The organism is Sporosarcina sp. GTC18466 (assembly GCF_055389225.1).
Window position 1 is genome coordinate 83215 of sequence record NZ_AP044037.1, and the last position, 25469, is coordinate 108683.

Below are 25469 nucleotides of genomic sequence, written 5' to 3' on the forward strand. Positions count from 1 at the left end.
TGGTATAATGGGATGGAATGGAGGGGATTGCCTTTATGATGATGACCGATGAGTGGCTGGACGTCATCGAACAAGCCGAAGAACTTTCTGGCATGGTTCTCTGTTCGGAACCGGTCATGCAATACAAGCGGGCAAAACAAGCCGTCTATGAGGAGAAACAATTAGCAGCTGCCATCAGGGAGTTCGCTGATTTGAAAGAGCGGTATGAGGAAGTACAGCGTTTCGGAAAATATCATCCGGATTATCATACAGTCATGAAAAACATCCGTCTTCGCAAGCGGGAGCTGGATATGAATGAAAAGGTGGCGGCTTTGCGGCTTGCTGAGAACGACATGCAAGACCTTCTTGACGAGATCTGCATCATCCTTGCAAAGTCGGTATCCGAATCAGTCAAGGTGCCTGCAGGGAACGGTCTTTTCACGTCCTCCTGCAGTGGTGGATGCGGATCAGGGGGCAGCTGTTCTTGCTCTGCTTAATGAAATAGAAAGGACTGTACAGAAAGCGTTCATTCACATGAAAGCTTTCTGACAGTCCTTTTTTTATGTGTTGTTTTGCACGACTTCAAGGGCTTTTGCGGGATGATCGGCAATGAAGCCTGCCGCCCCCGCCTTAAGCAATTTCATCATCTGGCTTGGACTCTCAACATTCTCATAGAGTACAGAGACATTCAAGCGTTTCAAGTAATCGATGAAATGCTCTGAAGCAAGAGGGAAAATTCCTATCCGTTCACGAATGGCGAACAGATCAGCCCTTGGTTTATACAAATGCCCGAATTTACTGGAGAAGGCAGTGTATGCTTTCTTCACCTCGTCGTTTCCAGCACCAATTGCAATCTTGCTTTGAGCATACAGATTGAAACGGTCCGTCTGCTCGTCAAAGTGGCTGGTGACAACGACGCGGCCTTCCGCCCCCATTTTTTCCAAAACTCTCCACAGCTTGGAAGGCATCAAGCTTCCTTCATATGTGTCCGGTGAATCTTTGATCTCGATGATGAATAGGAGCTGGGGAAAAGCTTCAAGAATCTCCTGCAGCGTGAGAATCCGTTCTGATTTCCCTCGATACGGATAATCACCATTTTCGTCCATGAAGGTATATCCTGCATCAGCCTTTTTCAGTTCTTCCCATGTATAATCGGAAATTTTACCGGAGAAATCAGTTGTCCGATCAGCAAATTCATCGTGAAACGCAATAATTTCCTCATCCTTTGTCAATCGGATGCTCACCGTAAATCCGTGGACACCAAGACTTGCCGCTTTTTTGAACGCTGACATCGTCTGTTCCGGCGCTTCAGCCGTGCCTCCGTGGTTCGCAAGTACGATAGGCTCCGAGAAAGAGAGAGCCGTCTGCGGTTCTCGGGGAACCGGTTTCACAACCGCCTTTGATGCTGCCCATGCTGCAACACCCGCAGCTCCGACGGTCAGTGCAATTGTTCTCTTTTTTGCCATTTTCCAACCTCCTTTCAAAACGATTCGAAGCTTATTACTCTCATTATAGGTGAAAAGTTTCGCTGTGTCAGCAATGTTCAGTTGCAGCTCATTTCCTACCTATGGTATCGTATGGGATAGGAAAAGAGGGAAAATTTTATGATTGATCGGCAAGGCATTATTGTCTATTTACATCATTTGAAACAAGCGAAATCCTTACGGAAATTCGGGCATGTCCATTATATCTCAAGGCGGATGAAATACGTCGTGCTTTATTGCGATCAAGCCGAGGTGGAGGAGACGATGCGAAAGATTGAGCGTCTGCCATCTGTGAAAAAAGTGCTTCCGTCGTACCGCCCGTTTGTTAAAACGGAATATGAAAACGTCAAACCCGATAAAGCGAAGGAATATGATTATAAAATCGGGCTATGACTGTATGCAACTTCCAAGATTGAAATGATGCTATGGAGGCGCAGGGCCCTCAAGGGTGGGCGGGGCCCCGCTATTCCTCATCCGTGTTTTTCATGCACTGATCCGGAATCAGTGGATTGGAGGCATGAGGTGATTCAGCCGTAGAATGCCGATTATATATTGGTAATATAAATCACGCTCAGCAAATTCCGAGGAGTGTTTGAGTTCAAGTGTAACAGGAGTCGATTCGCTTTCAGCAGCACCTTTCTCAAACAGCATCCTTCTTTTAGGAATCATCTCATCGCTTTTTTGGAAAATCCCTTCCCTGCATATGTAAATCGGCATGAAGTGGCCATCGCCAGCAGGTCTGAAGGCTGCGGCAAGCGAGAGATGCACTCCTGTATCAGTCTTCGACCTGAATATGAATGTATGATGAAGCCGTTCCTTATTTGTTTTAATCAGTTCAATCAACTCGTAGACGTCTGCGAACCCTTCGCCGAGTTCTATAAACCGCTGTTGCAGCAATTCAGGCACAACCTTTCAACTTTTAATACCATCATCATACCATGCATATGAAAAGACGGGTATGAAATGATCAGTACACAGAGGTGCAACATTGAAATTTATTTTGAGGACAGCCGCCGTTCTTTTAGCAGTGAATGGCATCCTGCTGTACATGCATTTTAGCCAAAAAGCTGGCGGCAATGGCCAAGCCGGAGCGAAAGAGCTGTACAGCCAAGAGATTGAGGTGGTCAGCCGAAAAGATACTTTGCTGATCCGGCATCATTTCAAAGGCTTGACGTCCGGCAGGCATGAAATCGTCTTTCCTTCATCCAGCCGCAGCCAAGCATGTTACATAGAAACGGAGTCTTCCTGCGACAGGCTTAACGAAGCAGCGACCGCAATCATGGAAGGCGAAACTCAGGAGCAATCCGTCTCTTATGAGATACCGAAATCCATAAGCGGCGGCACCTCCCTGTATGTGAAACCGTTCGCCGCTCTAAGAGGCGCTGCGCCTGCTGCGACAATTTTACATATTACAGACGAAACAGGAGAGGAGGGCACATGGCTAAGCGGCCTGGAGCGGATTGGCGAAAAAAAGATGAAGCGGATTGACTACTCGCTGTTCGTCGGTTCTGGACAAGCAGATGTCCTTTACTGGCAAAACAGCTCGCTGCCTCTTGTGCACGGCACCGGTCAATTGTCTGTGTATGGACAATCGTTGGATCAGAAAACGATTGAGGATATCGAAGAAGCTATGAAGAAATCCGGATTGCCGCATGCGGCCGTAATCATAGACAACAAGCGGCAGCCATTCGACCGAAATAGGCTGTTCATGGCGGACAGCGGAGCGGGCCAAGGGCTGTCAGACAGGATTCTCATTGGCGGTGTGAAGAGCAAGTATAAAATCCCGCCGGATGAGAAAATCACAAGCGGCATAGTTGCATCCATAGTTAGCGGGCGGCCGGCAGGAACAGAACGTTCACAAACCGCTTATAAAGAACTTGCAAATCATCTGACGGACATGCAACTGGAGGAATTAAGCAGGAAGCTGTCCGGAGCAGAAGCACTCGACGCGAAAGTTGTGGACCGGATGATTGGGGATCTATCAGGGATGAACACATCGTTCGTGGAGAATAGCAAGGATGATGCGTATTCCTTCTATTTGGAAGACCCTCGCCCGGTTTCAATCAACGGGAAACAGGTGGAAGCACTTGAAGTCGTCGTGCAAAATGGCAAATCGTATTATCCAGCACGTAAATTGCTTAGCCCATTGGGAATGGACGTCTCCTCTACAGAACAATCCTTATATGTAAAAGGGAACGCAAACACCTACCGATTTTCATTGCGTGATCCATTCTACGTATGGAATGACCGGAAACATACGTACCGCGATCAGCCATATGAACTCATCAATGGCTCGTATCATTTTGAAGAATCGGCAGTAAGGCGGATTTTCAAGTTGCAGATCAACAAAACAGAAGAGATGATTGACATCAGCTCCACTCAAACTGCAGAAGAAGGGGGAAGTCCCAAATGAGGATCATCTCAGGGTCGAGAAGGGGTATCCCTCTGAAAACGATACCGGGCAATACGACCCGCCCTACAACGGACAAGGTGAAAGAATCGATCTTTAATATGATCGGTCCATATTTTGATGGGGGCATAGCCGTCGAGCTGTTCGGAGGAAGCGGAGCCCTGGCGTTCGAATCGTTGTCACGAGGCGCTGATACAGCGTACATATTCGAGAAAAATCCGAAAGCATGCACAATCATTAAAGAAAATGCCGATAAGTGCAGATTCAGCGAAGCGGTCACCATCTTTAAAGCCGATGCCAGGACAGCGGCTAAGAAATTGGATTCCATGGATATCAGGGCCGACTTCTTATTTGTGGATCCTCCCTATGCGAAGGCGGAGTTTTACGACTTAGTTAATGAATTCATAGCGCAAGGAAGATTGACGGAAGACGCTGTTATTGTCTGCGAACATGAAAAACAGCTTGAGCTGCCTGAAGCCTACGGGGACTACGGCAGAACTAAGCATGTCATCTATGGGAGCAGCGCTGTGTCCATATACAGGAAATGAGGTTTCAACATGTCTAAAATCGCAGTGGTGCCCGGAAGCTTTGATCCGATCACAAATGGGCATCTGGATATTATTGAGAGGGCAGCGAAAGTCTTCCCGGAAGTCCGGGTGGCTGTCATGAATAATTCATCGAAAAACCCATTATTCACGGTGGAGGAACGGATAGAATTGATCCGCGAAGTGACTTTTGGAATACCGAACATTGTCGTCGAATCATCATCTGGCCTGCTCATCGACTATGCAAGACAAGTGGGTGCATCTGTAATTGTCCGGGGACTGCGCGCAGTCTCCGACTTTGAGTACGAGATGCAGATCACTTCAATGAACCGGATGCTGGATGAGAGCATTGAAACGTTTTTTGTCATGACAAAAAACAGTTATTCATTCCTCAGTTCCAGTATTGTGAAAGAAGTCGCCAAATATGGCGGTGATATTTCGGCGCTTGTGCCGGCTGTCGTCAAAGACGCATTGCTTGAGAAATACTCTTTTTAATATAATGGCCTGCTGAAAAAAAGGAGAGGCTGTCCAGTATGTCCGCCGCGCTTTAGGCGATACTGGCAACCGCTCCATTGTAGATTGTTCACCCGGCCGGAGATACCCGCAGAAATGGCTGGCTCCTGGAACGTCCCTCGCATTTACGTATGAACAGCGTTCAATCGAGGGGCCTTTTCTTTTTTTATATAAGGATGTACAAGATAAGAGGCACGACTGCGAACGACCATGCCCTTCCGATTACGTATGGCAGGAGCGAAATGCCCGAAGACTTGGCGATGACATATACTTGCATATGGATGCTGAGCCCGTTCAAGGAGACGATTGCGGCGATGATGAAAGGAAACAGAGCCAGACCGAAAAAGTGGTCTGTAGCTGATTGCACTCCTGATGTCATTTCAAAAATTGACAGAACTACTGTCTTCGCGATGCCTATGTCAACTGGAACTGCCGCTGCAGCTGTCGATGTGAGAACATTACCGAGGGATGAGAAAAAAATGACTGTCGTCGCAACAAGGATGATGACAGAGGAGCTGTCCTCCACCGCATCCAAGAAAGGGGACTTTCGGCTCCCGGTGCTCTTGGCAGCTATCCTTTCTTGTCCAGTCTCGGACCGCAGCAATAGCAGTGTGAACAGGAAATAGATCAAGTTAGCCGCATGGACGGCTGCGAGCAGTTTCCAGCCTGCTGAAACAGAGCCGAATAACTCGGTTCCGATAAATCCGATGATGAACATAGGACCTGGCGCGTGGCAGGCTGCAAGCAGCAGCGCACTCTCCTTTTTCGAAAGTTCCCCGTTCTTTTCCATTTCAGAGACCGTCACTGCGCCGACTGGAAATCCTCCGAACGAGCCGAGGACATATGCCTTCAAATAACTTTTCCAACGCCTGCTGCTGCCCGGATTTTGCGCAGGTATCTTTAACAGCCATTGTGTCAAAATGATATAGGGCAGCAAATAGGGAAGAAGCGCGTTGAGGAATAGATGTGCCCCTGTCTCGGCCCCATCATGCGCGATTCCCGGTTGAAGGATGAAAAGGAAGATCAGTGCCCAAATGATGAAGATGTTAAAAAGATTTGTCTTGGATGCGTGCAATCCGGAATCCATGCATTCCTCTCCTTTCGACTCGGATACTTTCGTGTGATTGACCTGAATGCGAAGCCGCAATGGCATAGGCGCTTTGCTCTGATGATATAATTGAAAAGCGGAATATGAAGGTCCAAAGGGATAGGACGCAAACAATGTATCCGAGCCGCCATGCCATCACCGCTTATATATATGTACAAAACGAACAGGCTATTAATGGAGGTGCATCCGAATGAAGATGAGAAGGCTTGGACTATATGTGCTGGTTGCAGCTCTAGCAGTATTTTTGGTCATGTACCCGATTGATTACTACATCACCAAGCCAGGCGGCGCCTATGAGCTTTCGCCTTTAGTCGAGGTGGTTGGCGGAGACCAGCATGATCAGGGGACTTTCAGCCTTATGACTGTTTCCATAGCGAAAGCGACACCAGTCACCTATGCGCTGGCAAAGGTGTCAGACAGGGCGAAGATCATGCCGGTTGATAAAGTAAGAAGAGAAGGCGAAAACGACAAGGACTATAATATGAGGCAGCTTAAGATGATGTCCGACTCGCAGTTCAATGCAATCACAGTGGCATTTGACCGTTCCGGAATTCCCGTCAATATACAATATGACGGTGTGTTCATCGTCTTTGTCGTTCCGGGCGGGGCAGCGGAAGGCCTTTTGGAAGCCGGTGATAAAGTTCGGAGCGTAAATGGTGTGGAACTGAAGGAACCAGGTCAGTTCGCATCCATCATCTCCTCCATGAAAAGAGGGGATGAGGCCCGTCTGAAAGTGGAACGGGATGGGGAAGATCGTGATATAAAGGTGAGCCTGAAGGAAATACCGCACGGTGAAGGACGTGTCGGTCTTGGTATCCAGTTCCAGGAAGACAAACTCGTCGAAACAGAACCGGAAGTGGAATTCCATACGTCGGAAATCGGAGGCCCCTCTGCAGGACTCATGTTCACTTTGCAGATTATGAACCAGCTGAACCCCGCCGATATGACGAAAGGCCATCACATTGCAGGCACAGGCGAAATGCTGCCGGATGGGACGGTTGGACGGATCGGAGGAGCCGGTTTTAAAGTGATGGCCGCCGACCGGGCTGGCATAGAAATTTTCTTCGCTCCCGACGATGAGTTGTCTGAGGAAGTCCGGAAGTTGAATCCAGGAATTAAAACAAATTATGAAGAGGCAGTCGAAGCGGCAGAAAAAATAGGCACGAAGATGAAGATCGTGCCTGTGAAAACTGTTGATGATGCTTTGGAATATTTGAGCCATCTGGAACCAAAGTGACGATTTACAGCAAGATCGGCGGTCTCTTAAAGTCGAGCCCCATATGTGCGATGCCATCATTACGGCCGATTCCGAGCGAGAAAATATCCGAGGCCCTGCAATCAACTGATAGTGAAGGGTCATCGGATGCTGAAACTTTGCTGATGACGGGGAGCTTCATTGATTTCTTATGGATACTCAAATAGGATCTCCCCTTATCCGTCATGCCGAGTAGCCGGAGATAGGATGGATTCACAGTGGCGGCTTGCATCTCCTTTGTGAAGCCGGTGAGGATATGGGTCAGCATGCGCTGCAAACGTGTCCATGTATAGCGCTTTGACTTGACCTGTCCCATGAATGCCTGGAACGTTTCTGCGGACAAAGCTGAGCGGCGGAATGCATTTTCGATTCCTTCCGTGACATCCGCTATTTCAGCAAGCTGTTTCGGATCCTCTCTGACAAGGATATATCTCAGCAATGGATAGAACAGATCCCAGCTGCCAAAACATTTACGTTCTTCTTGCCAATCTTTTAGCAGCCGCTCTGTCGCCTGAGGAATGTAGCCAGCAACAGCATCAAGACGGCTTTCTTCGAAGAATGATTTCCGTATGCCTGTAGCACTTGCAATTTTGCTGCCAGGGACTGCGTCATCGTGATAATTGGCTGATATTCTTTGGATAGTAAGCGGGCGCATCTGTGAACCGATAGCAGAGGCAGCCTCCATGTAGTGAAAACCGAGTATATTGTTCGGCATGGAAAGATCAACAAGGCCTTTCTCTGTGGGCCCGCCCTCCAGAATGGAGTGATAGGCCTCATTCAATGCTTTTGGATAGCTTACGCCGCTTTTGACCGCTTCCCGTACGGCTGACTGATACATTTCTTCAGACCGGCCGATCAACTCCATGGCCGCTGCGAACGGGGCGATCGAACCCTCTTCGCTGCCGAAACAAAACGAATCACACTTGGCAGCATCCAGCAAACGGATAGCGCCTTCTGAAAAAACAGGAGCATGGGCAGTCGCAAACCGGTATGGCAGTTCGAACACCAGATCGACGCCGGAAGCAAGGGCCATTTCGGCACGCGTCCACTTATCGGTAAAGGCGGGTTCACCGCGCTGGAGGAAGTTGCCGCTCATGACCGCGACAGCCACCTCAGCCCCGCTTGCCTCCTTCGCCTGCTCTACGTGGTGCAAATGTCCGTTATGGAACGGATTATATTCAACAACAATTCCTACAGCTTTCATTTGCGCCATCCTTTCGGTATACTGTTTATGTACAGCATTTGATTTGGTTGAATGATTCCAGTGACATTTTTTAAACACTTCTGATGCTTACTAAATTATAGCGTTTCAGCAACTTTGGTGACAAGAAAAAATCTTGACATCTATTTTCATGCATTATATAATCAACAGTGTTGTCTTGAGGTGATAGACATGAAATGGTCCATTCATCAATTGCAGAAATACAGGCAAGGTTCAATGCCTCTTGACGAAGAGGTGAACCTCGAGTCCGTCAAGAAACGGAACCCCGAAATCCGGGACATCAAGCCTGTGCACGTAACCGGACACTGCACCATTGGTTCGAAGAAGCTGACGTGCAGATTCCGCCTTGAAGGTACGATGATCTTGCCATGTTCTAGGACATGGGAAGATGTCGAATATCCATTTTCGGTGGAATCGGACGAGCAATTCAGTTGGGATGAAACAGTCGTTCAGACTGATGATACCATCCATCCGGTAACCGGTGAAGTGATCGACCCGACCCCGATCTTCGAAGAGTTGATTCTCCTCGAAGTCCCGCTGCAAGTCTTTTCCGATAAAGCGAAAGACATGCCAAGTGCGGAAGGGAAAGGCTGGTCCTTCGTCACGGATGAGGAATACAATGAGCGTCTCCGGCAAGAAAAGGAATCCAAAGTGGATCCAAGGCTTTCGGGCCTAGCGAAATTTTTTGATTCCGACAAAGATTAGGCTTATCATAAGGAGGTGCCCAACGTGGCAGTACCAAAGAGAAGAACATCTAAAACAAAGAAAAGACTTCGCCGTACGCACTTCAAATTGCAAGTACCTGGCATGACAACTTGCGAGAACTGTGGCGAAATGAAACTTGCTCACCGTGTTTGCAAATCATGTGGACATTACAAAGGCAAAGAAGTAGTCGGCGAATAATCTGATTCGCTTTTGCGCAGCACTGCGTGAGGCTGTGCGATCAAAAGGCCACCGAGAGACCATGGCTCCGGTGGCCTTTTTACATACATAAAAACAGAAGAAAGGCAGATGGAGGATGGCATACCAAATTGAATTCTCGCAAGGGGCCGCTATTTTTACGATTGATCGGCCAGCGTTTCGGAATGCAGTCAATTTCGAAGTGATGGAGGGGCTGGAAAAGTTCATAGCCCAGGTGGAGAAGGATGAGACGGTCTGGGTTGCTATAATCAGAGGATCAGGAGACCGGGCATTCTGCTCCGGAGGGGACCTGTCTGAATTCCATACGCTGCGTACAGCGGAAGAGGCGTATCCGATGCTTGCCAGAATGGCGGAGAATCTGTATAAACTGTCTGTCCTGCCTGTCCCTGTTGTTGCCGTAATTGACGGGGCGGCTGTTGGGGGAGGCTGTGAAATTGCGACTGCCTGCGATTACCGGATCGTATCCGAAAAGGCAAGGGCCGGTTTCATACAGGGGACACTTGCCATTACAAGCGGATGGGGTGGAGCGACCCAGCTGATCGAGAAAATGGGAAGGAAAGACCAGGCTTTGAAATTTCTTTGCGAAGCGGCTGTACATGACGCTGAAACACTCCTTGAGATTGGTTGGGCAACTGAAATGTATCAGGGATCTGCCGAACAGGGAATAGATGGCTTCCTGGCCAGGATGTCTGGCGTTCACCCTTCTGTCCATCGTGCATACAAATCCATTGTTGCCGACTCACTGAAGAAAACCGCTAGTAAAGAGCGCATGATGGAAGAGGCGAGACGCTGCGCGGAGTTATGGGAAAGTGAAGCGCATCATGAAGCTGTGTCTAAATTCCTTTCAAAAAAAAAGCGAAATGCGCAATGAAAATTACTGAATGTTTATCCATACCCAGCAAGTATATAAACCGGAGGGACCGGACGCTGAATTCTTGAATCGATAGTGCAATTATGAAGTTGTGAGAAAAATTCAGTAGTCAAATAGTTGAAAACGGTTTCACGTATCGTATAAACTGAAGAAGGGAAGGAAATGTTCATTCTTCATAGATGGGGGTCTGACAATGGATAAAATAGTAATAGCAAATCGCGGGGAAATCGCGTTGCGAATCATCAGGACATGCAAACGGCTAGGCATTGGAACGGTCGCTGTCTATTCGGAGGCGGATCAGGAAATGCCGTTCGTCAAAGAGGCGGATGAAAAGTATCTGCTTGGTCCGGCGCCTGTCGTCCAATCCTATTTGAAGAGTGATGAGATTATCAGGATTGCCAAAGAGAGCGGAGCCCAGGCGATCCATCCGGGGTATGGGTTCCTCTCGGAAAATAGCGGTTTTGCAAGGAAGGCAAGGGAAGCAGGACTAATTTTCATTGGCCCTGACGCCGACACAATTGAACAGATGGGGGATAAGATCGGTTCCAGACATACGATGATGAAAGCTGGCGTTCCTGTTGTACCGGGAACAGACGGCGGCGTCGGTTCGATCGAAGAAGCGATCAGTGCGGCAAGCGACATCGGATATCCCGTGATGCTGAAAGCGAGCAGCGGGGGAGGCGGCATCGGTATGGTGCTTTGCGAAAATGAGCAAGCGCTCAGTCAACATTTTGAAACGGTGAAAAACCGGGCGAAAGCCTATTTTGGGGACGATGTCGTCTTTTTGGAAAAATACATCAAAAATGCGCGCCATATTGAAGTTCAGATTTTTGGGGATGAACAGGGCAATATCATACACCTGTTCGAAAGGAACTGTTCTGTCCAGCGCCGGAATCAGAAAGTGATCGAAGAATCCCCTTCTCCATGCTTGTCTGAACAAGTCAGGGAAGGACTTCTGAAAGCGGCTGTGGATGCAGCGAAAGCGGTCCATTATAAAAACGCTGGGACAGTCGAGTTCATCGTCGCAGAAGACGGCAGTTTTTATTTTCTGGAAATGAACACACGCCTGCAAGTCGAACACCCAGTCACAGAAGAAGTGACCGGCTTGGACCTGGTCGAATGGCAAATAGAGGTCGCAAAAGGGAATGGCCTTCCAAAACGGCAAGATGAGCTGTCGACAGACGGTCATGCTATCGAGTTCCGTGTCTATGCGGAAGACCCGAAAACATTCATGCCATCTCCTGGTACGATAAGCGTGATGGATCTTCCTGACAAGGATGGGGTTAGAATTGATGCGGGATACGAGGAAGGCGGCAAAGTGACGCCTTTTTATGATCCGATGATTGCTAAAATCATCATCAAAGGACAAAATCGGGAGGATGCAATCCGAAGATCGGGAATCTTCTTCTCTGATGCCAAAATTGAAGGGTTAAAGACAAACATGAGCCTGTTGTCCGAGTTTGCGGATTCCGAGGAATTCGCACGGGGGGATTATGATACAGGCGTTATACAAGAATGGCTAACGAAAACGAAGGAGTTGGATAAATGATGGAATTGAAAGCGACAATGGCAGGGACAGTATTCACAGTGAATGCATCAGTTGGAGACGAAGTTGAAGCTGGGCAGGTCATCATCGTCCTGGAATCGATGAAGATGGAAATCCCTGTTGAAACAGAGGCGGCAGGAAAAGTTACGTCCATCAATGTCCAGCCGGGCGACTTTGTGAATGAAGAGGATGTACTCGCAGTCATCGAGGGATAACTGTAAATGGTAGAGCGGAAGGGGTAATGGAGATGACAAATACAACGGAGAACGTTTCGTATAATGAACTGCTGAAAGAAAGAATTGAAACTGTCTTTGCGGGAGGCGCGCCGAAATATCACGAGAAATTGAAAGAGCAGAACAAGCTTTTCGTCCGTGATCGCCTGGCACTGTTATTTGATGACGGCGAATATACGGAAGACGGCCGTTTTGCGAACTGTGAGGCGGCTGACTTGCCGGCTGACGGTGTCGTAACAGCTATGGGGAAAGTAAACGGCATGACCGTCTGTGTGATGGCAAATGACTCCACGGTAAAAGCGGGGTCATGGGGTTCAAGGACAGTTGAAAAGATTATCCGGATCCAGGAAACTGCTGAGAAGAATCGCGTGCCTCTTTTATACCTTGTCGATTCGGCAGGTGCCCGCATCACCGACCAGCTGCAAATGTTTCCAAACCGCAGAGGTGCGGGACGCATTTTTCACAATCAAGTGAGATTGTCTGGATTCATTCCGCAGATCTGCGTCCTGTTCGGGCCTTCTGCTGCAGGCGGCGCTTATATACCTGCGTTTTGTGATATCGTCATCATGGTCGATAAAAACGCCTCCATGTATCTCGGGTCTCCTCGGATGGCTGAAAAGGTGATCGGAGAGAAAGTGTCCCTTGAAGAGATGGGCGGAGCGAGAATGCACTGTTCCGTCAGCGGCTGCGGGGATGTGCTCGCGGCGAATGAGGAAGAGGCGATTGCGGAAGCCCGCAGATATCTGGAATATTTTCCGGGAAATTATACACAGCAGCCACCGGTAAAAGAAGCGATCGATGCAAAAACCGGGCGTCCTCTTGAAGCGATCATTCCGGAAAACCAGAATGCGCCGTTTGATATGCATGAAGCGATCGACGCCATTGTCGATGAAGGGAGCTTCTTTGCGGTCAAGAAACTGTTCGCACCGGAAATTATTACTGGATTGGCAAGGATTGAAGGGCGGCCTGTCGGCATCATAGCGAACCAGCCAAAAGCGAAAGGCGGAGTTCTGTTTGTGGACTCGGCTGATAAAGCGGCGAAATTCATCAATCTGTGTGACGCTTTTTCAATCCCTCTTCTATTCTTGGCGGATGTGCCTGGCTTTATGATCGGAACCAAAGTGGAGCGGGATGGCATTATACGCCACGGCGCGAAGCTGATCATGGCGATGAGTTCCGCTACCGTCCCGAAGATTTCAGTCATTGTGCGCAAAGCTTACGGGGCGGGACTGTATGCGATGGCCGGACCGGCTTTTGAACCCGATGTCTGTATCGCTCTTCCGACTGCCCAGATCGCTGTCATGGGTCCTGAAGCCGCAGTGAATGCGGTGTATTCAAATAAGATCGAGTCAATTGAAGATCCGAAGGAAAAAATCGCATTTGTTCAGGAGAAGCATAGAGAATACAAGGAAGAGATTGATGTGTATAAGATGGCTTCCGAGCTGATCATCGATGAAATCATCGCCCCTTCCGACCTGCGGAGCGTTTTGGCGGATCGGTTCCGTATGTACACGACAAAGAATATTCCGCTGCCGCCTAAAAAACACCCTGTCTATCCTGTATAATGAAAACAAGTGAAAGGCCCGCCTGCTGCAGGGGGGCCTTTTCAAGTAAGGGGGAGGAAAGGGATGAAAGTTATCGTAGCTGGCGGCGGAGCAATCGGTTTACTGATCGGCTCCTTTCTAGCGGAAGCCGGATGTAATGTTATCTTTTATGTGAGACGCGAAGAGCAGGCAGCCGCCCTCCGATCTTCTGGTCTGACGAGGCAAACAAGGGAAGGGTCGCGTGTGCATCACCTGGTCAAAGCGACTGCGGACGCAAGCGGCCTGCCCTCTAAGGCGCTTGTTATCGCTGCGATGAAATATGCGGGTATTGAAGCGTTGCTCACTGAATTCCAGGGGAAAGGGCATCCTGTTTTATTTGTGCAGAATGGGCTGGCACATTTCGAGAAAGCGAAAAAGGCCGATTTGCCTGCACTGGCGTTTGGGACTGTGGAGCATGGTGCGAGACGAACCGATGACATTACGGTCATGCATAACGGTATAGGCCGTATGCTGATTGCTGTAGAGGCTGGAGATCCAGATAGTTTCAAATGGCTTGAAGATATGACCCTTGCTGATTTTCCGATCGCCTTTCGTCCGAACGCTGAACAGCTTCTTTTGGAGAAGGTGATGATCAACTGCATGATCAATCCATTGACAGCGCTTCTGCAAGTGGAAAACGGGGAATTGCTGAGAAATGCCCATGCGAAAAAACTGTTTGAGGAACTGTATGGTGAACTGGCTGCCGCGTTTCCAGAAGTGGCTGACCACATCTCCTATGGCCGCATCGCTGAAGTGGCTGAAAAGACGGCCGCCAATCATTCTTCCATGCTTGTAGACAGAATGGAAGGCAATCCGATGGAAATTGAAACGATTGTCACTTCGGTAAGGCAGAGGGCGGAGGCCAAGGGGAAGAACGTGCGGCTTCTGTCGATTTTGGAAAGTCTTCTGCTGGCGATTGATCGGAAGGGAATTGAGTCATGAGTAATGTAATATCGAATATTATCGGCGCTATCATTCTCTTCCCGTTCCTTTTGACACTCATCTATCTGCTCATCGTCCGTAAATGGGGCACGCCTTCCCCTAAGTCGCTTGGCCAGGCAGCCGACTTAACGACGCCATTCCTGTTCTTGGCTGTTTACGTCGTTGCCAAGTCATTATTTGATGGTCCAGTTGCGTTTTATATAGTTGGTGCTGCGCTTGCAATCGGCATAGTCGTTGCGGTCACGGAACGCATTAAAGTCAAGGAGTACGAAATTGGCCGGCTTTTGCGCAAAACGTGGAGACTCTATTTTTTATTGCTATTGATTTCTTATGCGGCTCTCTTGATCACCGGATTATCTATATATATTTTCGGGCATCTAAGCTGATCGTCTGTCCGTCCATAATGCGTAATGATTCTCTCGCGCCAAGCAGGATGGTATACTCGGCATAGACACAAGGGCAAAGGAGTATACGAAGATGGAACTTCAATCGATTGCATTGAAAGAGAAAAATCAAGTGATGCAAGCATACCGGAATGATCCGGAATTCATACATACGTTTTTCGATTACAGCTTTACGGAATCCGCTTTTAAACAACGGGCTGAGGAACTTGCGACCCGAGATTATAAACGGGATGAACTCGTCTCCGTCATCCGGTCGTTCATGCAGCCTTATGGGATTTCAGAACAGGCAGACCGCCATCTGCAGGAACTTTCGGAAAACGCGGTTGCCATTGTCGGCGGACAACAGGCGGGTATTTTAACCGGTCCGCTCTATTCAGTGCATAAGGCAATCTCTGTCATTCTTCTGGCAAAGGAGAAAAGAAGAACGCTTGGCGGACTGCCGGTCGTTCCTGTATTCTGGATTGCGGGCGAAGATCATGATTTGAATGAGATCAACCATACGTATTCATTCAACGGAGAAGAGCCGGTCAAACATCAGTATAATCAGAACTACGTTTTGAAGCTTACGGCTTCAGATGCGGCTTATGACAAAGAGAAGATGGCGGGCTTAGTGAAGCAAGTCTTCGCTGGGTTCGGTGAAACGGAACATACGAAGAGCCTTCTCGCTGATGTTCTGGAGGCAGCCAGGCTGGAGGATACGTTTACAGGTTTCTTCGCCCGTCTGATGAACGGCCTTTTCAAAGAGGAAGGGCTTTTACTGATCGATTCCGCGTATGGGCCGCTCCGTTCGCTTGAATCGGACTATTTCAAACGGCTCATCAGCCAATCTGAAACGATTGCAAAGCTGGTCGCGGACCAAGAGGATGCATTTGAACAGGCTGGTTTCAGTCGGCCGATCGGCGCCGAAAGGGATGCGGCACACCTATTCTACATACATGACACCGGCCGGATCCTGCTGTCACGGCAGGAAGACATGTTTGTCCATGAGTCTTCAGGCTTCCGGCAAAGCGTGGACGATCTGCTCACAACCGCACAATTCGAACCCCAGCGTCTCAGCAATAATGTCGCAACCCGTCCGATCATGCAGGATCTTGTGTTTCCAGTACTCGGATTTGTCGGAGGAGCTGGAGAAATCGCATACTGGGCACTTCTGAAAAATGCGTTTCATGAGGTCGGCATAAAGATGCCTGTCGTCGTTCCAAGAATCTCCATGACACTTGTAACGCCGCAAGCGCAGAAATCGTTGGATTGGGCTTCCATGACGATTTCGGATGTGCTGGCAGGTGATGTGCGTATGCGATACGATAACTATGTCGATACATTGCGCAATGAACAGTTTGACAGCCTGCTATCCGAAACGGAAAAGACGATTGAACGATGTTATGCCGAACTGAAAGGGACAGCAGGAGGATCCTTGCAAGGATTGCTCGACAAAAATCTCGGCTTCCATAAAAGGCAGATCGAGTTCATGAGAGGCAAGGCGGAAGAGGAGATTCTGCTGAAAAATGATAAAGCGCTCAGGAATTATCATTTGCTTGAAGGCGAGCTCTTGCCTGACGGCTCCTTGCAGGAGAGGATCTACTCGCCATATGCTTTCATGAATATATATGGACGGACGCTCGTCAAAGACCTTCTGGCGTTGCCGTATCAGCTTGAAGGAAAAGAGAGCGCGTTTCATAGGCATCAGCTTGTATACTTATAAGAAAGTTAAGATCCTCCAAGTGGACCGCTGCGTCCATTTGGAGGTTTTTTTCTGAATGAAATGCTCTGCGGAGCTGTTTTTTACCGTCTATGTCTCAATGAAACAAGTTCTATTGGCATATTTTCAGATTAAGGAAGAATAAGAGTGGAGGAAAGTGGGGGGATGTGGTACATTAAATTCATATAGTGGGGTGAAGAGTATGTTCATGGGGGAATATCAACATACTGTCGATACAAAAGGCCGCTTGATCGTCCCGTCTAAATTCAGGGAATATCTGGCGGAGGGCTTTGTGTTGACCCGCGGACTGGACAATTGCATCTTCGGATACCCTATGGATGAGTGGAAACGCCTCGAAGAAAAACTGAAAGCTCTTCCGGTCACGAAAAAAGACGCCCGTGCATTCGCAAGGTTCTTCTTTTCGGGTGCTTCGGAAGTGGAAGTGGACAAGCAGGGGCGTGTCAACATCCCGGCTTCCTTGATCGACTATGCGAAAATCGAGAAGGACTGCGTTGTCATCGGAGTCTCCAGCAGGATTGAAATTTGGTCGAAAACACTATGGAATTCGTATTACGATGAATCGGAGCAGTCTTTCAACGAGATTGCAGAGAACATCATTGACTTTGATTTTTAATTGGGAAGGCATGACTACATTGCAGAAAGAAGGCGGTTTCAATGTTTAAACATGTAACGGTATTGCTTCAGGAAGCCGTCGATGGATTGGATATAAAAGAGGATGGCATCTATGTGGACTGTACTCTAGGAGGTGCCGGCCACAGTTTGGAGATTGCCAAGCGGCTATCCAGCAAGGGCAGGCTGATCTGCTTCGACCAGGATACGACTGCAATCGAGTCGGCAAAAGGGAAACTGGCTGATTATCTGGACCGGGTGACATTTGTCCATGCGAACTTCAGATATCTGAAAGAGGAACTGGAAGCACTCGGAATCGATGCGGTCGACGGCATTCTATATGACTTGGGTGTTTCTTCTCCGCAGCTCGATACTCCGGAAAGAGGATTCAGCTACAATTATGAAGCGAAACTTGATATGAGGATGGATCAGGAAGCTGACCTGTCAGCGTATGAAGTGGTGAACGAGTGGCCATTCGAAGAGTTGCTGAGGATATTCTTCCGCTATGGAGAAGAGAAATTCGCGAAAAACATAGCACGGAAGATCGAAGAGAGACGGGCGAAAGAACCGATTACAACGACGACAGAGCTTGTCGATGTGATTAAAGAAGGGATTCCCGCAGCTGCCCGGAGAACAGGCGGACATCCTGCGAAACGCGTTTTCCAGGCAATCCGGATCGCTGTCAATGACGAACTCGGTGCAGCGGAACAATCGCTGACTGACGCCATCACAGTGCTTACACCAGGCGGCCGGATATGTGTCATCACATTCCACTCGCTTGAGGACAGGCTATGTAAAACAATTTTCAAAGAGGCCTCCTCTTTGCCGGAATTGCCTCCGAATCTGCCGGTCATCCCGGAAGGAATGGAGCCGTCATTAAAGCTGGTGACCAGAAAGCCGATTTTACCAAGTGATTCTGAAATTGAAGAGAATAACAGATCGCGTTCAGCGAAACTGCGGATCGCAGAGAAAAAGTGAAGGGGGAAGCGTTAAATGGCATTGGAACAAAGGAAATTTGAAACATACTATGAACCGGCGATCGAGACGACTAAGGTACCTAAACCGAAAGTGACGGTCCGGCCGTCACGCAGATTCTTTTCAAAAGGCGAAAAACTCCTGTTCATGCTGTTTGGGGCTATCGTCGTCACTTTCGCAACAATGATCTTACATACAGAAGCGCAAATTAACGATACAAACAAGGAAGTGCAACTCATCAGTAAAAAAATCGATGAAACTGCAAAACAGAATACGGAGTTGTCCATCCAGGTCAGCGAGAAATCTACATATGAGGTCATCTGGGAAAAGGCGAAGGAACTCGGATTGCATCTTAACGAGAAGAACGTAAAGGTAGTGTCTGGACAATGAAGAGGAAATTTCGATTTCAATGGGGAGCCTTTCTGATGTTTGCAGTTTACGGGGGGCTCTTTTTCCTATTGCTCGGAAGGATGCTTGCAATTCAAATTACAGGCCAGGCAGAAGGAAGGCCAATGGCGGCCATGGCTGAGATGAAATACGCCCGGGAGAATGTATTGAAGGCCGAGCGCGGAGAGATAGTGGATCGCAATGGCGAAATGATTGCCACCGACACACTGAGCTACCGGCTTTTTGCTGTCACAAGCGACCAGGCGACGCCTTCTGGTTCCGATACTTTGCACCATGTTGTCGATTACGAAAAGACCGCTGATGTTCTTAGTCAATATATACCTATGAAAAAAGAAGAGATTTTAGAAAGGTTTCAAAAAGCGGCAAGCAAGGAAAAGATGCCTTGGCAAATTGAGTTCGGCAAAGCCGGCCGTGAAATCAATCATGAAAAGATGGAGAAGATCAAGAAAGCGATGGAGCGGGAAAACTTGCCGGGCATCAATTTCATGGAAGAGAAGAAACGATTTTATCCAAACGGGAATTTCGCCTCCTATCTAGTCGGTTTCGCAATGAGGGAAGAGTATGAACCAGGCAAATTTCATACAGTCGGGAAAATGGGGCTTGAGAAAACATACGACAAAGAGTTGACGGGAATCGACGGCAAAGTGGATTTCCAGACAGATTTCTGGGGCTATATTTTGCCGAAAAGTGAGAAGAACATGGTCGCTCCCCAAAGTGGAAATGAGATCCGTCTCACACTCGATAAGACGATACAAAATTTTGTGGAAGATGCTTTGACAAAAGTTGACCAGAAATATGCCCCGAAAAAAATGCTTGTCGTTGTAACAAACCCTAAGACCGGGGAAATCTATGCTATGAGCCAAAGGCCGTCGTTTAATCCCGGCACACGTGAGGGCCTGACGGAAAACTGGTTGAATGAGGCTGTCGAGACGACAATTGAGCCAGGTTCAACAATGAAAACATTCACACTCGCAGCTGCAATAGAAGAAAATAAGTGGGATCCTGCCGCAAAATATCCGTCGGGACAGTATACAATCTATGATAAGACCATCCGGGACCATAACCGGGTAGGGTGGGGATCGATCTCTTTCCTCGAAGGGTTTCAGCGTTCTTCCAACGTATCGATGGCTTACTTGCTTGAAAGACTTGGTGACCGCACGTTTATTGAGTATCTGAAAGACTTCGGATTCGGTGAAAGAGTCGGCATCGACCTGCCGAACGAAACTCCGGGTAAAATATTGGACAATTTCCCTGCTGAGCGGCTAACAACATCTTACGGACAAGGTTCGACGGTCACTCCGATTCAGATGATCCAGGCAGCAACAGCGATAGCGAATGACGGAGTCATGATGAAACCGTATGTGATCGATGAGATTATCAATCCTAATACAGACGAGGTCATCCAGAACCATAAGCCCGAAGAGAAGGGGAAACCGATTTCGAAAGAGACGGCAAAAAAAGTCCGTGATATCCTCGCGTCAACAGTCACTTCAGAGGTCGGGACAGGCAGGAAGTTCGCCATTCCCGGATATGAGGTCGGCGGAAAGACAGGAACAGCAGAAATACCTGACAAACACGGGAGATATATTAGCGGGCAAGGGCAATATCTATATTCTTTTCTTGGCATGGCACCTATCGATGATCCGCAGCTGCTCATTTATGTGCTCGTCCAGCAGCCGGATATCGATGTGACCCAGACCGGTTCAGATCCGGTTTCCGAAATTTTCAAGCCGGTTATGGAAAGCAGTTTAAAGTATTTGAATATATTGCCGGATGATAGTGAAGCCACGAAAATCCTCTCGCTTGAGGACTATGTTGGAAAAGACTCATCCTCCATCACGGATAAACTGAAATCAGAAGGCCTGGATCCTGTCCTCGTCGGATCAGGCGGAAAGATTGAAAGCCAATACCCTGGGGACGGAACAAAAGTGACTGCGGGATCGACAGTTCTTCTGAAGACAGCCGGAAAGACGACATTGCCTGATTTCACAGGCTGGTCTAAAAAAATGGTTCTTTCGTTTAAAATGCAATCCGGCCTTGATATCCGCCTTAATGGTGACGGATTTGTGAATGAGCAGAGTCTCTCTGCTGGTACGGTCGTTGATGCAAAAGAACCGATCGTCATCATTCTCGAGCCGCCTTCTGAACAATTCAAAGAAAAACCTGAAGCAGAAGAAGAGGAGATCGTGGGCGGCTGACGAATAGCGCCGCGCCTATACTCATACGTTGATAGAAAAACGAAAGGTGTGGGGCGCTGCGTAGAGCTATCAATCTACAGTCGAAAAAACGGCTGCGTGCTGTGTTTGTCATTTTCCTGTTCTCTCTTCTCATGGTCGTCGGAAAACTGTTCCACGTTCAAATCATAAAGCATGAATGGCTGAAGGAACGCGCCGAGGCGAATTGGGACCGGGAGATTCCGTTTGGCGCGGTCCGTGGAAATATAAATGACCGGAACGGAAATACGATCGTCGGAAACCAGCTCGCTCCGACGCTGTATTTCATGCCATCCCAGAATAAGGAACCGGAAAAAGTAGCGGCCATTTTGGCGCCGATTCTAGGTGCCGATGAAAAAGAGCTTCTCGATCGGATGAAGAAACCCGGTTATATGGTGAAGCTGGGGCCGAAAGGTAAGAACATATCGAAGGAACAGGCGGATGAAATCACCCGGCTGAAAATAGACGGGCTGTATACAGGCGTAGACTTTATCAGACAATATCCGTATAAAGATCTTTTGGCCAGGCTGATTGGATTCACTGGATATGACGGTGACGGGCTGGCAGGAATCGAATTTGCGTATGACGAGATCCTGAAAGGGACCGGTGATAAAGTCCGTCTTTACACAGATGCCAGAACTATTCCCCTGCCCCATGTCGACGATGGGTTCCAAACCGGGAAAAATGGATCTACTGTAGAATTGACCATTGACCTTGAAATGCAAAAAGTGCTGGAACGCGAACTCATGCAGGCGATGGAAAAGTATGATGCGACGCAATCACTGGGCATCATCATGAACCCGAAGACTGGAGAAATCTTATCCCTGGCCTCCTTTCCGACGTTCGACCCTGCTGACTACCAATCAGCTGATCAGGCGATCTATAATCGCAACTTGCCGGTATGGATGACATTCGAGCCTGGTTCCACTTTCAAGATTGTCACGCTCGCTGCAGGACTTGAGGAGAAGTTAATCGACTTGAAAAACGAGCATTTCAACGATCCCGGATTCACAGTTGTGGCCAATGCGCGCCTTCGCTGCTGGAAGCGGTCTGGCCATGGCCATCAGACATTTCTTGAAGTCGTCGAGAATTCTTGCAACCCTGGTTTTATTGAAATCGGACAAAGGCTTGGAGCTGAGAGGCTTGATAAGTATATCCGGGATTTTGGGTTTGGAGAATCGACAGGATCTGGGATAGCGGGCGAAGCGAAGGGAATCCTCTTCTCAAAGGAGAAATTCGGCCCGGTGGAACAGGCGACGACAGCTTTCGGCCAGGGAATCTCCGTTACGCCGATTCAGCAGGTCCAAGCCGTTGCGGCGGCGGTGAATGGCGGCAATCTGTATAAACCGTACATCGTTAAAGGGATTAAAGACGAGAATGGAAATACGGTGAAATCGTTTGAGCCCGAACTGAAACGGCGGGTCGTCAGCGAGGAAACATCCGCTCAAGTGAGGGAAGCCCTTGAATCGGTCGTTGCCAACGGGTCAGGCCGCGGCGCATTCACAGACGGCTTGCGTGTCGGCGGAAAAACAGGAACAGCTCAAAAGGTCGTTGACGGCACTTATAAGGATGGCGATTACATCGTTTCATTCATCGGTTTCGCACCCGCTGATGACCCTGAACTTCTCGCGTACGTGGCAGTCGACAGCCCGAAGAACTCCATCCAATTCGGCGGAGTGATTGCAGCTCCGATTGTCGGTAAGGTGCTGGAGGAAGTTGCCGCAATAGCAGGTATCGAGAAACGTGAGAATCAGCTGGAAAAAGAATATCGATGGGGAGATCCTTTGACACACCGTGCTCCTGACTTGGTCGGAATGACAAAGCCGATGATCGCCCGTCAGTATCACACATACCGGATCGAATGGCATGGAGATGGCGAACAAGTGAAATACCAATTGCCTGCTCCCGAAACTCTCCTAGAAGTTGACGATGTCATCCATCTGTATACAGAGTAAAAAACTATAGCGGAATATCAACTTGTGCATTACTATAAAAAGTGGTGGACGGGCGCAATCCGACCCGTTCACCCAATCAACACTATGTCCAAAAAGAGTAAGGAGATCATTACCTATGACACTCGTCACGACGTTGTCGGCAATTGCCGTCACTTTTATTTTAACAGCCATTATCGGTGTGTTTTTCATTCCGGTATTGAGAAAATTGAAATTTGGCCAGAGTATCCGAGAGGAAGGCCCTGAGGCCCACCAGAAAAAAGCTGGAACGCCGACGATGGGCGGTCTGATCTTCCTTTTTTCCATCATCATTTCAATGCTCTTACTTTCATACATATATGAAGATGTATTGACAACACAGACAATCGTTCTGCTACTCGTCCTGGCAGGCTTCGGCTTGATCGGTTTCCTTGATGATTTCATCATAGTTGTCATGAAAAGGAATTTGGGGCTTACTTCTCTGCAAAAATTGATTGGTCAGATCATCATTGCCATTTGTGCCTATTTCCTATTGAAGATGGGTCCTTTTGATACGACGGTCGCCATCCCATTTACTGAATTCAAAATTGACATGGGAATTTTTTATGTTGCATTCCTCGTATTTTGGCTCGTCGGATTTTCAAATGCGGTCAACCTGTCAGATGGTCTTGACGGTCTTGTGGCGGGAACTTCGACAATCGCATTCGCTGCTTTTGGAGTGCATGCCCTTTACTATGAACAGTTTGATATCGCGATGTTCGCATTTGTTGTGTCAGGTGCGATGCTGGGCTTTTTGCTGTTCAATATGAAACCGGCGAAAGTTTTCATGGGGGATACAGGCTCGCTTGCTTTAGGCGGAGCTCTTGCGATGTTGTCCATCCTCGTCAAACAGGAGTTGCTCCTAATCGTGATTGGTCTTGTGTATGTGATAGAGACGTTGTCTGTCATCATCCAGGTCATCAGTTTTAAATTGACAGGCAAGCGGGTCTTTAAAATGAGTCCGATCCATCATCACTTTGAACTGTCAGGCTGGTCGGAATGGAAGGTTGTTGCAGTATTTTGGGGAGTTGCACTGCTTGCAGCCGTAATCCCTGTCATGATGGAGGTGCTAACGTGAAACAGCCGGATCAGTTCAAAGATAAACATATTCTTGTTTTAGGGCTTGCAAAAAGCGGTTTTGCAGCAGCGGAGCTACTGCATGAGATGGGGGCGTGCGTCGTCGTGAATGATGCATCGCCCGCTGAAGGGAACCTCGAAGCGGCACGATTGGCGGAAAAGGGAATTGAAGTTATCTGCGGCGGCCATCCTGAGAACATTTTAGACAGAGGCTTCGATGTGCTTGTGAAAAATCCCGGCATTCCATACTCCAATCCGGTTGTCGAAAAAGCGGTCAGCTCCGGCATCCCTGTTTGGACGGAAGTCGAACTTGCGTACCGGATCAGTGAAGCACCGATCATTGCAGTGACAGGATCGAATGGAAAGACGACGACTACGACAATCCTTTATCACATGCTGAACATTGGGGGCAAGAAGCCGCTGATCGCCGGCAATATCGGTACGGTCGCCTGTTCTGTCGCAGCCGGTGCCAAAAGGGAGCAGACGATTGTAATGGAAGTGTCATCATTCCAATTGGCTGGAACGGAACAATTTCGTCCGCGCATCGCCATCTGGACAAATCTGTATGATGCCCATTTGGATTATCACGGATCATCTGAGTCATACGCGCTAGCCAAATCCCAAGTGACAAAAAATCAGACCGAGGATGATTTCCTGATTTATAATGCGGACCAGCCTGAAGTGGAAGAGTACACGAGAGACAGCCATGCAGTTAAGGTCCCCTTCACTTTGCAGGGCAGGAAAAGTGAAGGCATTTCAACAGATGACCAGTATATTTATTGGCAAGGGGAGCCTTACGTTGAGCGATCCATCATCAAGCTCCCTGGACAGCATAATCTTGAAAACATACTTGCTGCCACTGCTGCTGCGATTCTGTCTGACTGTGACAAAGGGGCGATTGAAAGTGTGCTCAGCTCCTTCACAGGCGTCAGGCATCGCATGCAGTTCGTCAAAGAAGTCCAGGGCAGAACATTTTATAACGACTCCAAAGCGACGAATACGCTTGCAACAAAGAGCGCATTGTCCTCATTTGAGTCACCTGTTGTCCTCATCGCGGGAGGTCTGGATCGGGGCCATCCATTCGATGAGCTTGCACCTCATATGAAATATGTGAAGACCGTTATATCGGTCGGGGAAACCGCGGAACGGTTCGCTGAGTTCGCCAGGGATTGTGACGTGCGGGTTGTCAAGCAGGCGTCAGATCTGGAAGAGGCTGTACGACTCAGTTTTGACTTATCGGACAGAGGAGACGTCATTCTGTTGTCGCCCGCCTGCGCAAGCTGGGATCAATTCAAAAATTTTGAAGAACGCGGCGACAAGTTCATTGAAGCTGTCATGGCGCTGGATTGATGGTCATAGAAAGACTGTGCACATGTCATTGAAACTTAATCCGCACGTAATGAAGGCGCAAAGCTGATGACATACAATGGAATCATTTCTCTTAGCACTTCGGCCTGGAGACTTCCATCCAGGCATACTGT

At 48.5% G+C, this 25469-nt stretch carries 26 protein-coding genes; 22 read left to right on the plus strand and 4 right to left on the minus strand.

Annotated features, from left to right (window positions below; all coding sequences use genetic code 11):
- Positions 1-35 precede the first annotated feature (35 nt).
- Positions 36-476, plus strand: a complete 441-nt coding sequence (locus ACZ5FK_RS00390; RefSeq protein ID WP_464805950.1) for a YlbF/YmcA family competence regulator — start codon at positions 36-38, stop codon at positions 474-476.
- 63 nt (positions 477-539) lie between these two features.
- Here the strand turns inward: ACZ5FK_RS00390 and ACZ5FK_RS00395 are convergent, their stop codons facing one another.
- Positions 540-1445: a glycerophosphodiester phosphodiesterase family protein gene (locus ACZ5FK_RS00395; protein ID WP_464805951.1), complete on the minus strand. Its 906-nt coding sequence runs from the start codon at positions 1443-1445 to the stop codon at positions 540-542.
- A gap of 138 nt (positions 1446-1583) precedes the next feature.
- Between ACZ5FK_RS00395 and ACZ5FK_RS00400 the strand changes: the two genes are divergently transcribed.
- Positions 1584-1856: a YlbG family protein gene (locus ACZ5FK_RS00400; RefSeq protein WP_464805952.1), complete on the plus strand. Its 273-nt coding sequence runs from the start codon at positions 1584-1586 to the stop codon at positions 1854-1856.
- Between the two features lie 108 nt (positions 1857-1964).
- On the opposite strand, the gene ACZ5FK_RS00405 is transcribed toward ACZ5FK_RS00400, so the two are convergent.
- Complete coding sequence (locus ACZ5FK_RS00405) at positions 1965-2369, minus strand: DUF7147 family protein (RefSeq protein WP_464805953.1); 405 nt, start codon at positions 2367-2369, stop codon at positions 1965-1967.
- A gap of 82 nt (positions 2370-2451) precedes the next feature.
- Here ACZ5FK_RS00405 and ACZ5FK_RS00410 point away from each other — a divergent pair, with 82 nt between their 5' ends.
- The 3 genes from ACZ5FK_RS00410 to coaD are packed head-to-tail and all read left to right on the plus strand — an operon-like array spanning position 2452 to position 4913.
- Entirely contained in the window at positions 2452-3876 is a 1425-nt protein-coding gene (locus ACZ5FK_RS00410) for a stalk domain-containing protein (RefSeq protein WP_464805954.1), read from the plus strand.
- Positions 3873-4421 (plus strand): 16S rRNA (guanine(966)-N(2))-methyltransferase RsmD, encoded by a 549-nt coding sequence (rsmD, locus tag ACZ5FK_RS00415; protein ID WP_464805955.1) that lies wholly within the window; start codon positions 3873-3875, stop codon positions 4419-4421. Before ACZ5FK_RS00410 ends, rsmD begins: the two co-directional genes overlap by 4 nt.
- 9 nt (positions 4422-4430) lie before the next feature.
- Entirely contained in the window at positions 4431-4913 is a 483-nt protein-coding gene (gene coaD / locus ACZ5FK_RS00420) for a pantetheine-phosphate adenylyltransferase (RefSeq protein ID WP_464805956.1), read from the plus strand.
- Positions 4914-5097: 184 nt separating this feature from the next.
- Here the strand turns inward: coaD and ACZ5FK_RS00425 are convergent, their stop codons facing one another.
- Positions 5098-6018, minus strand: coding sequence for a hypothetical protein (locus ACZ5FK_RS00425; RefSeq protein WP_464805957.1), 921 nt, complete (start codon positions 6016-6018; stop codon positions 5098-5100).
- A gap of 211 nt (positions 6019-6229) precedes the next feature.
- Here ACZ5FK_RS00425 and ACZ5FK_RS00430 point away from each other — a divergent pair, with 211 nt between their 5' ends.
- Entirely contained in the window at positions 6230-7276 is a 1047-nt protein-coding gene (locus tag ACZ5FK_RS00430; protein WP_464805958.1) for a SepM family pheromone-processing serine protease, read from the plus strand.
- Between the two features lie 4 nt (positions 7277-7280).
- Here ACZ5FK_RS00430 and ACZ5FK_RS00435 read toward each other — a convergent pair whose 3' ends face one another.
- Complete coding sequence (locus tag ACZ5FK_RS00435; protein ID WP_464805959.1) at positions 7281-8498, minus strand: nucleotidyltransferase; 1218 nt, start codon at positions 8496-8498, stop codon at positions 7281-7283.
- A gap of 189 nt (positions 8499-8687) precedes the next feature.
- Between ACZ5FK_RS00435 and ACZ5FK_RS00440 the strand changes: the two genes are divergently transcribed.
- From ACZ5FK_RS00440 to murD, 16 genes are all read left to right on the plus strand, one after another.
- Entirely contained in the window at positions 8688-9221 is a 534-nt protein-coding gene (locus tag ACZ5FK_RS00440; RefSeq protein WP_464805960.1) for a YceD family protein, read from the plus strand.
- Positions 9222-9245: 24 nt separating this feature from the next.
- Positions 9246-9419 (plus strand): 50S ribosomal protein L32, encoded by a 174-nt coding sequence (gene rpmF, locus ACZ5FK_RS00445; RefSeq protein WP_184206909.1) that lies wholly within the window; start codon positions 9246-9248, stop codon positions 9417-9419.
- Positions 9420-9534: 115 nt separating this feature from the next.
- Positions 9535-10308 (plus strand): enoyl-CoA hydratase/isomerase family protein, encoded by a 774-nt coding sequence (locus ACZ5FK_RS00450; protein WP_464805961.1) that lies wholly within the window; start codon positions 9535-9537, stop codon positions 10306-10308.
- A gap of 193 nt (positions 10309-10501) precedes the next feature.
- A complete protein-coding gene (locus ACZ5FK_RS00455) occupies positions 10502-11857 on the plus strand; it encodes an acetyl-CoA carboxylase biotin carboxylase subunit (RefSeq protein ID WP_464805962.1) in 1356 nt (451 codons plus the stop codon).
- Positions 11854-12069, plus strand: coding sequence for a biotin/lipoyl-binding carrier protein (locus ACZ5FK_RS00460; RefSeq protein WP_464805963.1), 216 nt, complete (start codon positions 11854-11856; stop codon positions 12067-12069). The genes ACZ5FK_RS00455 and ACZ5FK_RS00460 overlap by 4 nt, the downstream gene beginning before the upstream one ends.
- 32 nt (positions 12070-12101) lie before the next feature.
- Positions 12102-13652 carry an acyl-CoA carboxylase subunit beta gene (locus ACZ5FK_RS00465; protein ID WP_464805964.1) on the plus strand — a complete coding sequence of 517 codons (1551 nt, stop codon included), beginning with the start codon at positions 12102-12104 and terminating at the stop codon, positions 13650-13652.
- Positions 13653-13715: 63 nt separating this feature from the next.
- Positions 13716-14612 carry a ketopantoate reductase family protein gene (locus ACZ5FK_RS00470; RefSeq protein WP_464805965.1) on the plus strand — a complete coding sequence of 299 codons (897 nt, stop codon included), beginning with the start codon at positions 13716-13718 and terminating at the stop codon, positions 14610-14612.
- Positions 14609-14998 (plus strand): DUF3397 domain-containing protein, encoded by a 390-nt coding sequence (locus tag ACZ5FK_RS00475; RefSeq protein WP_464805966.1) that lies wholly within the window; start codon positions 14609-14611, stop codon positions 14996-14998. The genes ACZ5FK_RS00470 and ACZ5FK_RS00475 overlap by 4 nt, the downstream gene beginning before the upstream one ends.
- 91 nt (positions 14999-15089) lie before the next feature.
- Positions 15090-16718: a bacillithiol biosynthesis cysteine-adding enzyme BshC gene (gene bshC, locus ACZ5FK_RS00480; protein ID WP_464805967.1), complete on the plus strand. Its 1629-nt coding sequence runs from the start codon at positions 15090-15092 to the stop codon at positions 16716-16718.
- Positions 16719-16917: 199 nt separating this feature from the next.
- Positions 16918-17349 (plus strand): division/cell wall cluster transcriptional repressor MraZ, encoded by a 432-nt coding sequence (gene mraZ / locus ACZ5FK_RS00485; RefSeq protein WP_464805968.1) that lies wholly within the window; start codon positions 16918-16920, stop codon positions 17347-17349.
- Positions 17350-17390: 41 nt separating this feature from the next.
- Positions 17391-18323, plus strand: coding sequence for a 16S rRNA (cytosine(1402)-N(4))-methyltransferase RsmH (gene rsmH, locus ACZ5FK_RS00490; RefSeq protein WP_464805969.1), 933 nt, complete (start codon positions 17391-17393; stop codon positions 18321-18323).
- Positions 18324-18338: 15 nt separating this feature from the next.
- On the plus strand, positions 18339-18710 hold the full coding sequence (ftsL, locus tag ACZ5FK_RS00495; protein WP_464805970.1) for a cell division protein FtsL: 372 nt from the start codon (positions 18339-18341) through the stop codon (positions 18708-18710).
- Positions 18711-18745: 35 nt separating this feature from the next.
- Positions 18746-20926 (plus strand): penicillin-binding protein, encoded by a 2181-nt coding sequence (locus ACZ5FK_RS00500; RefSeq protein ID WP_464805971.1) that lies wholly within the window; start codon positions 18746-18748, stop codon positions 20924-20926.
- Positions 20927-20982: 56 nt separating this feature from the next.
- On the plus strand, positions 20983-22896 hold the full coding sequence (locus tag ACZ5FK_RS00505) for a penicillin-binding transpeptidase domain-containing protein (protein ID WP_464807462.1): 1914 nt from the start codon (positions 20983-20985) through the stop codon (positions 22894-22896).
- Positions 22897-23011: 115 nt separating this feature from the next.
- Positions 23012-23989 (plus strand): phospho-N-acetylmuramoyl-pentapeptide-transferase, encoded by a 978-nt coding sequence (gene mraY / locus ACZ5FK_RS00510; protein WP_464805972.1) that lies wholly within the window; start codon positions 23012-23014, stop codon positions 23987-23989.
- Positions 23986-25338, plus strand: a complete 1353-nt coding sequence (murD, locus tag ACZ5FK_RS00515) for a UDP-N-acetylmuramoyl-L-alanine--D-glutamate ligase (RefSeq protein WP_464805973.1) — start codon at positions 23986-23988, stop codon at positions 25336-25338. The genes mraY and murD overlap by 4 nt, the downstream gene beginning before the upstream one ends.
- The last annotated feature ends 131 nt before the right edge of the window (positions 25339-25469 follow it).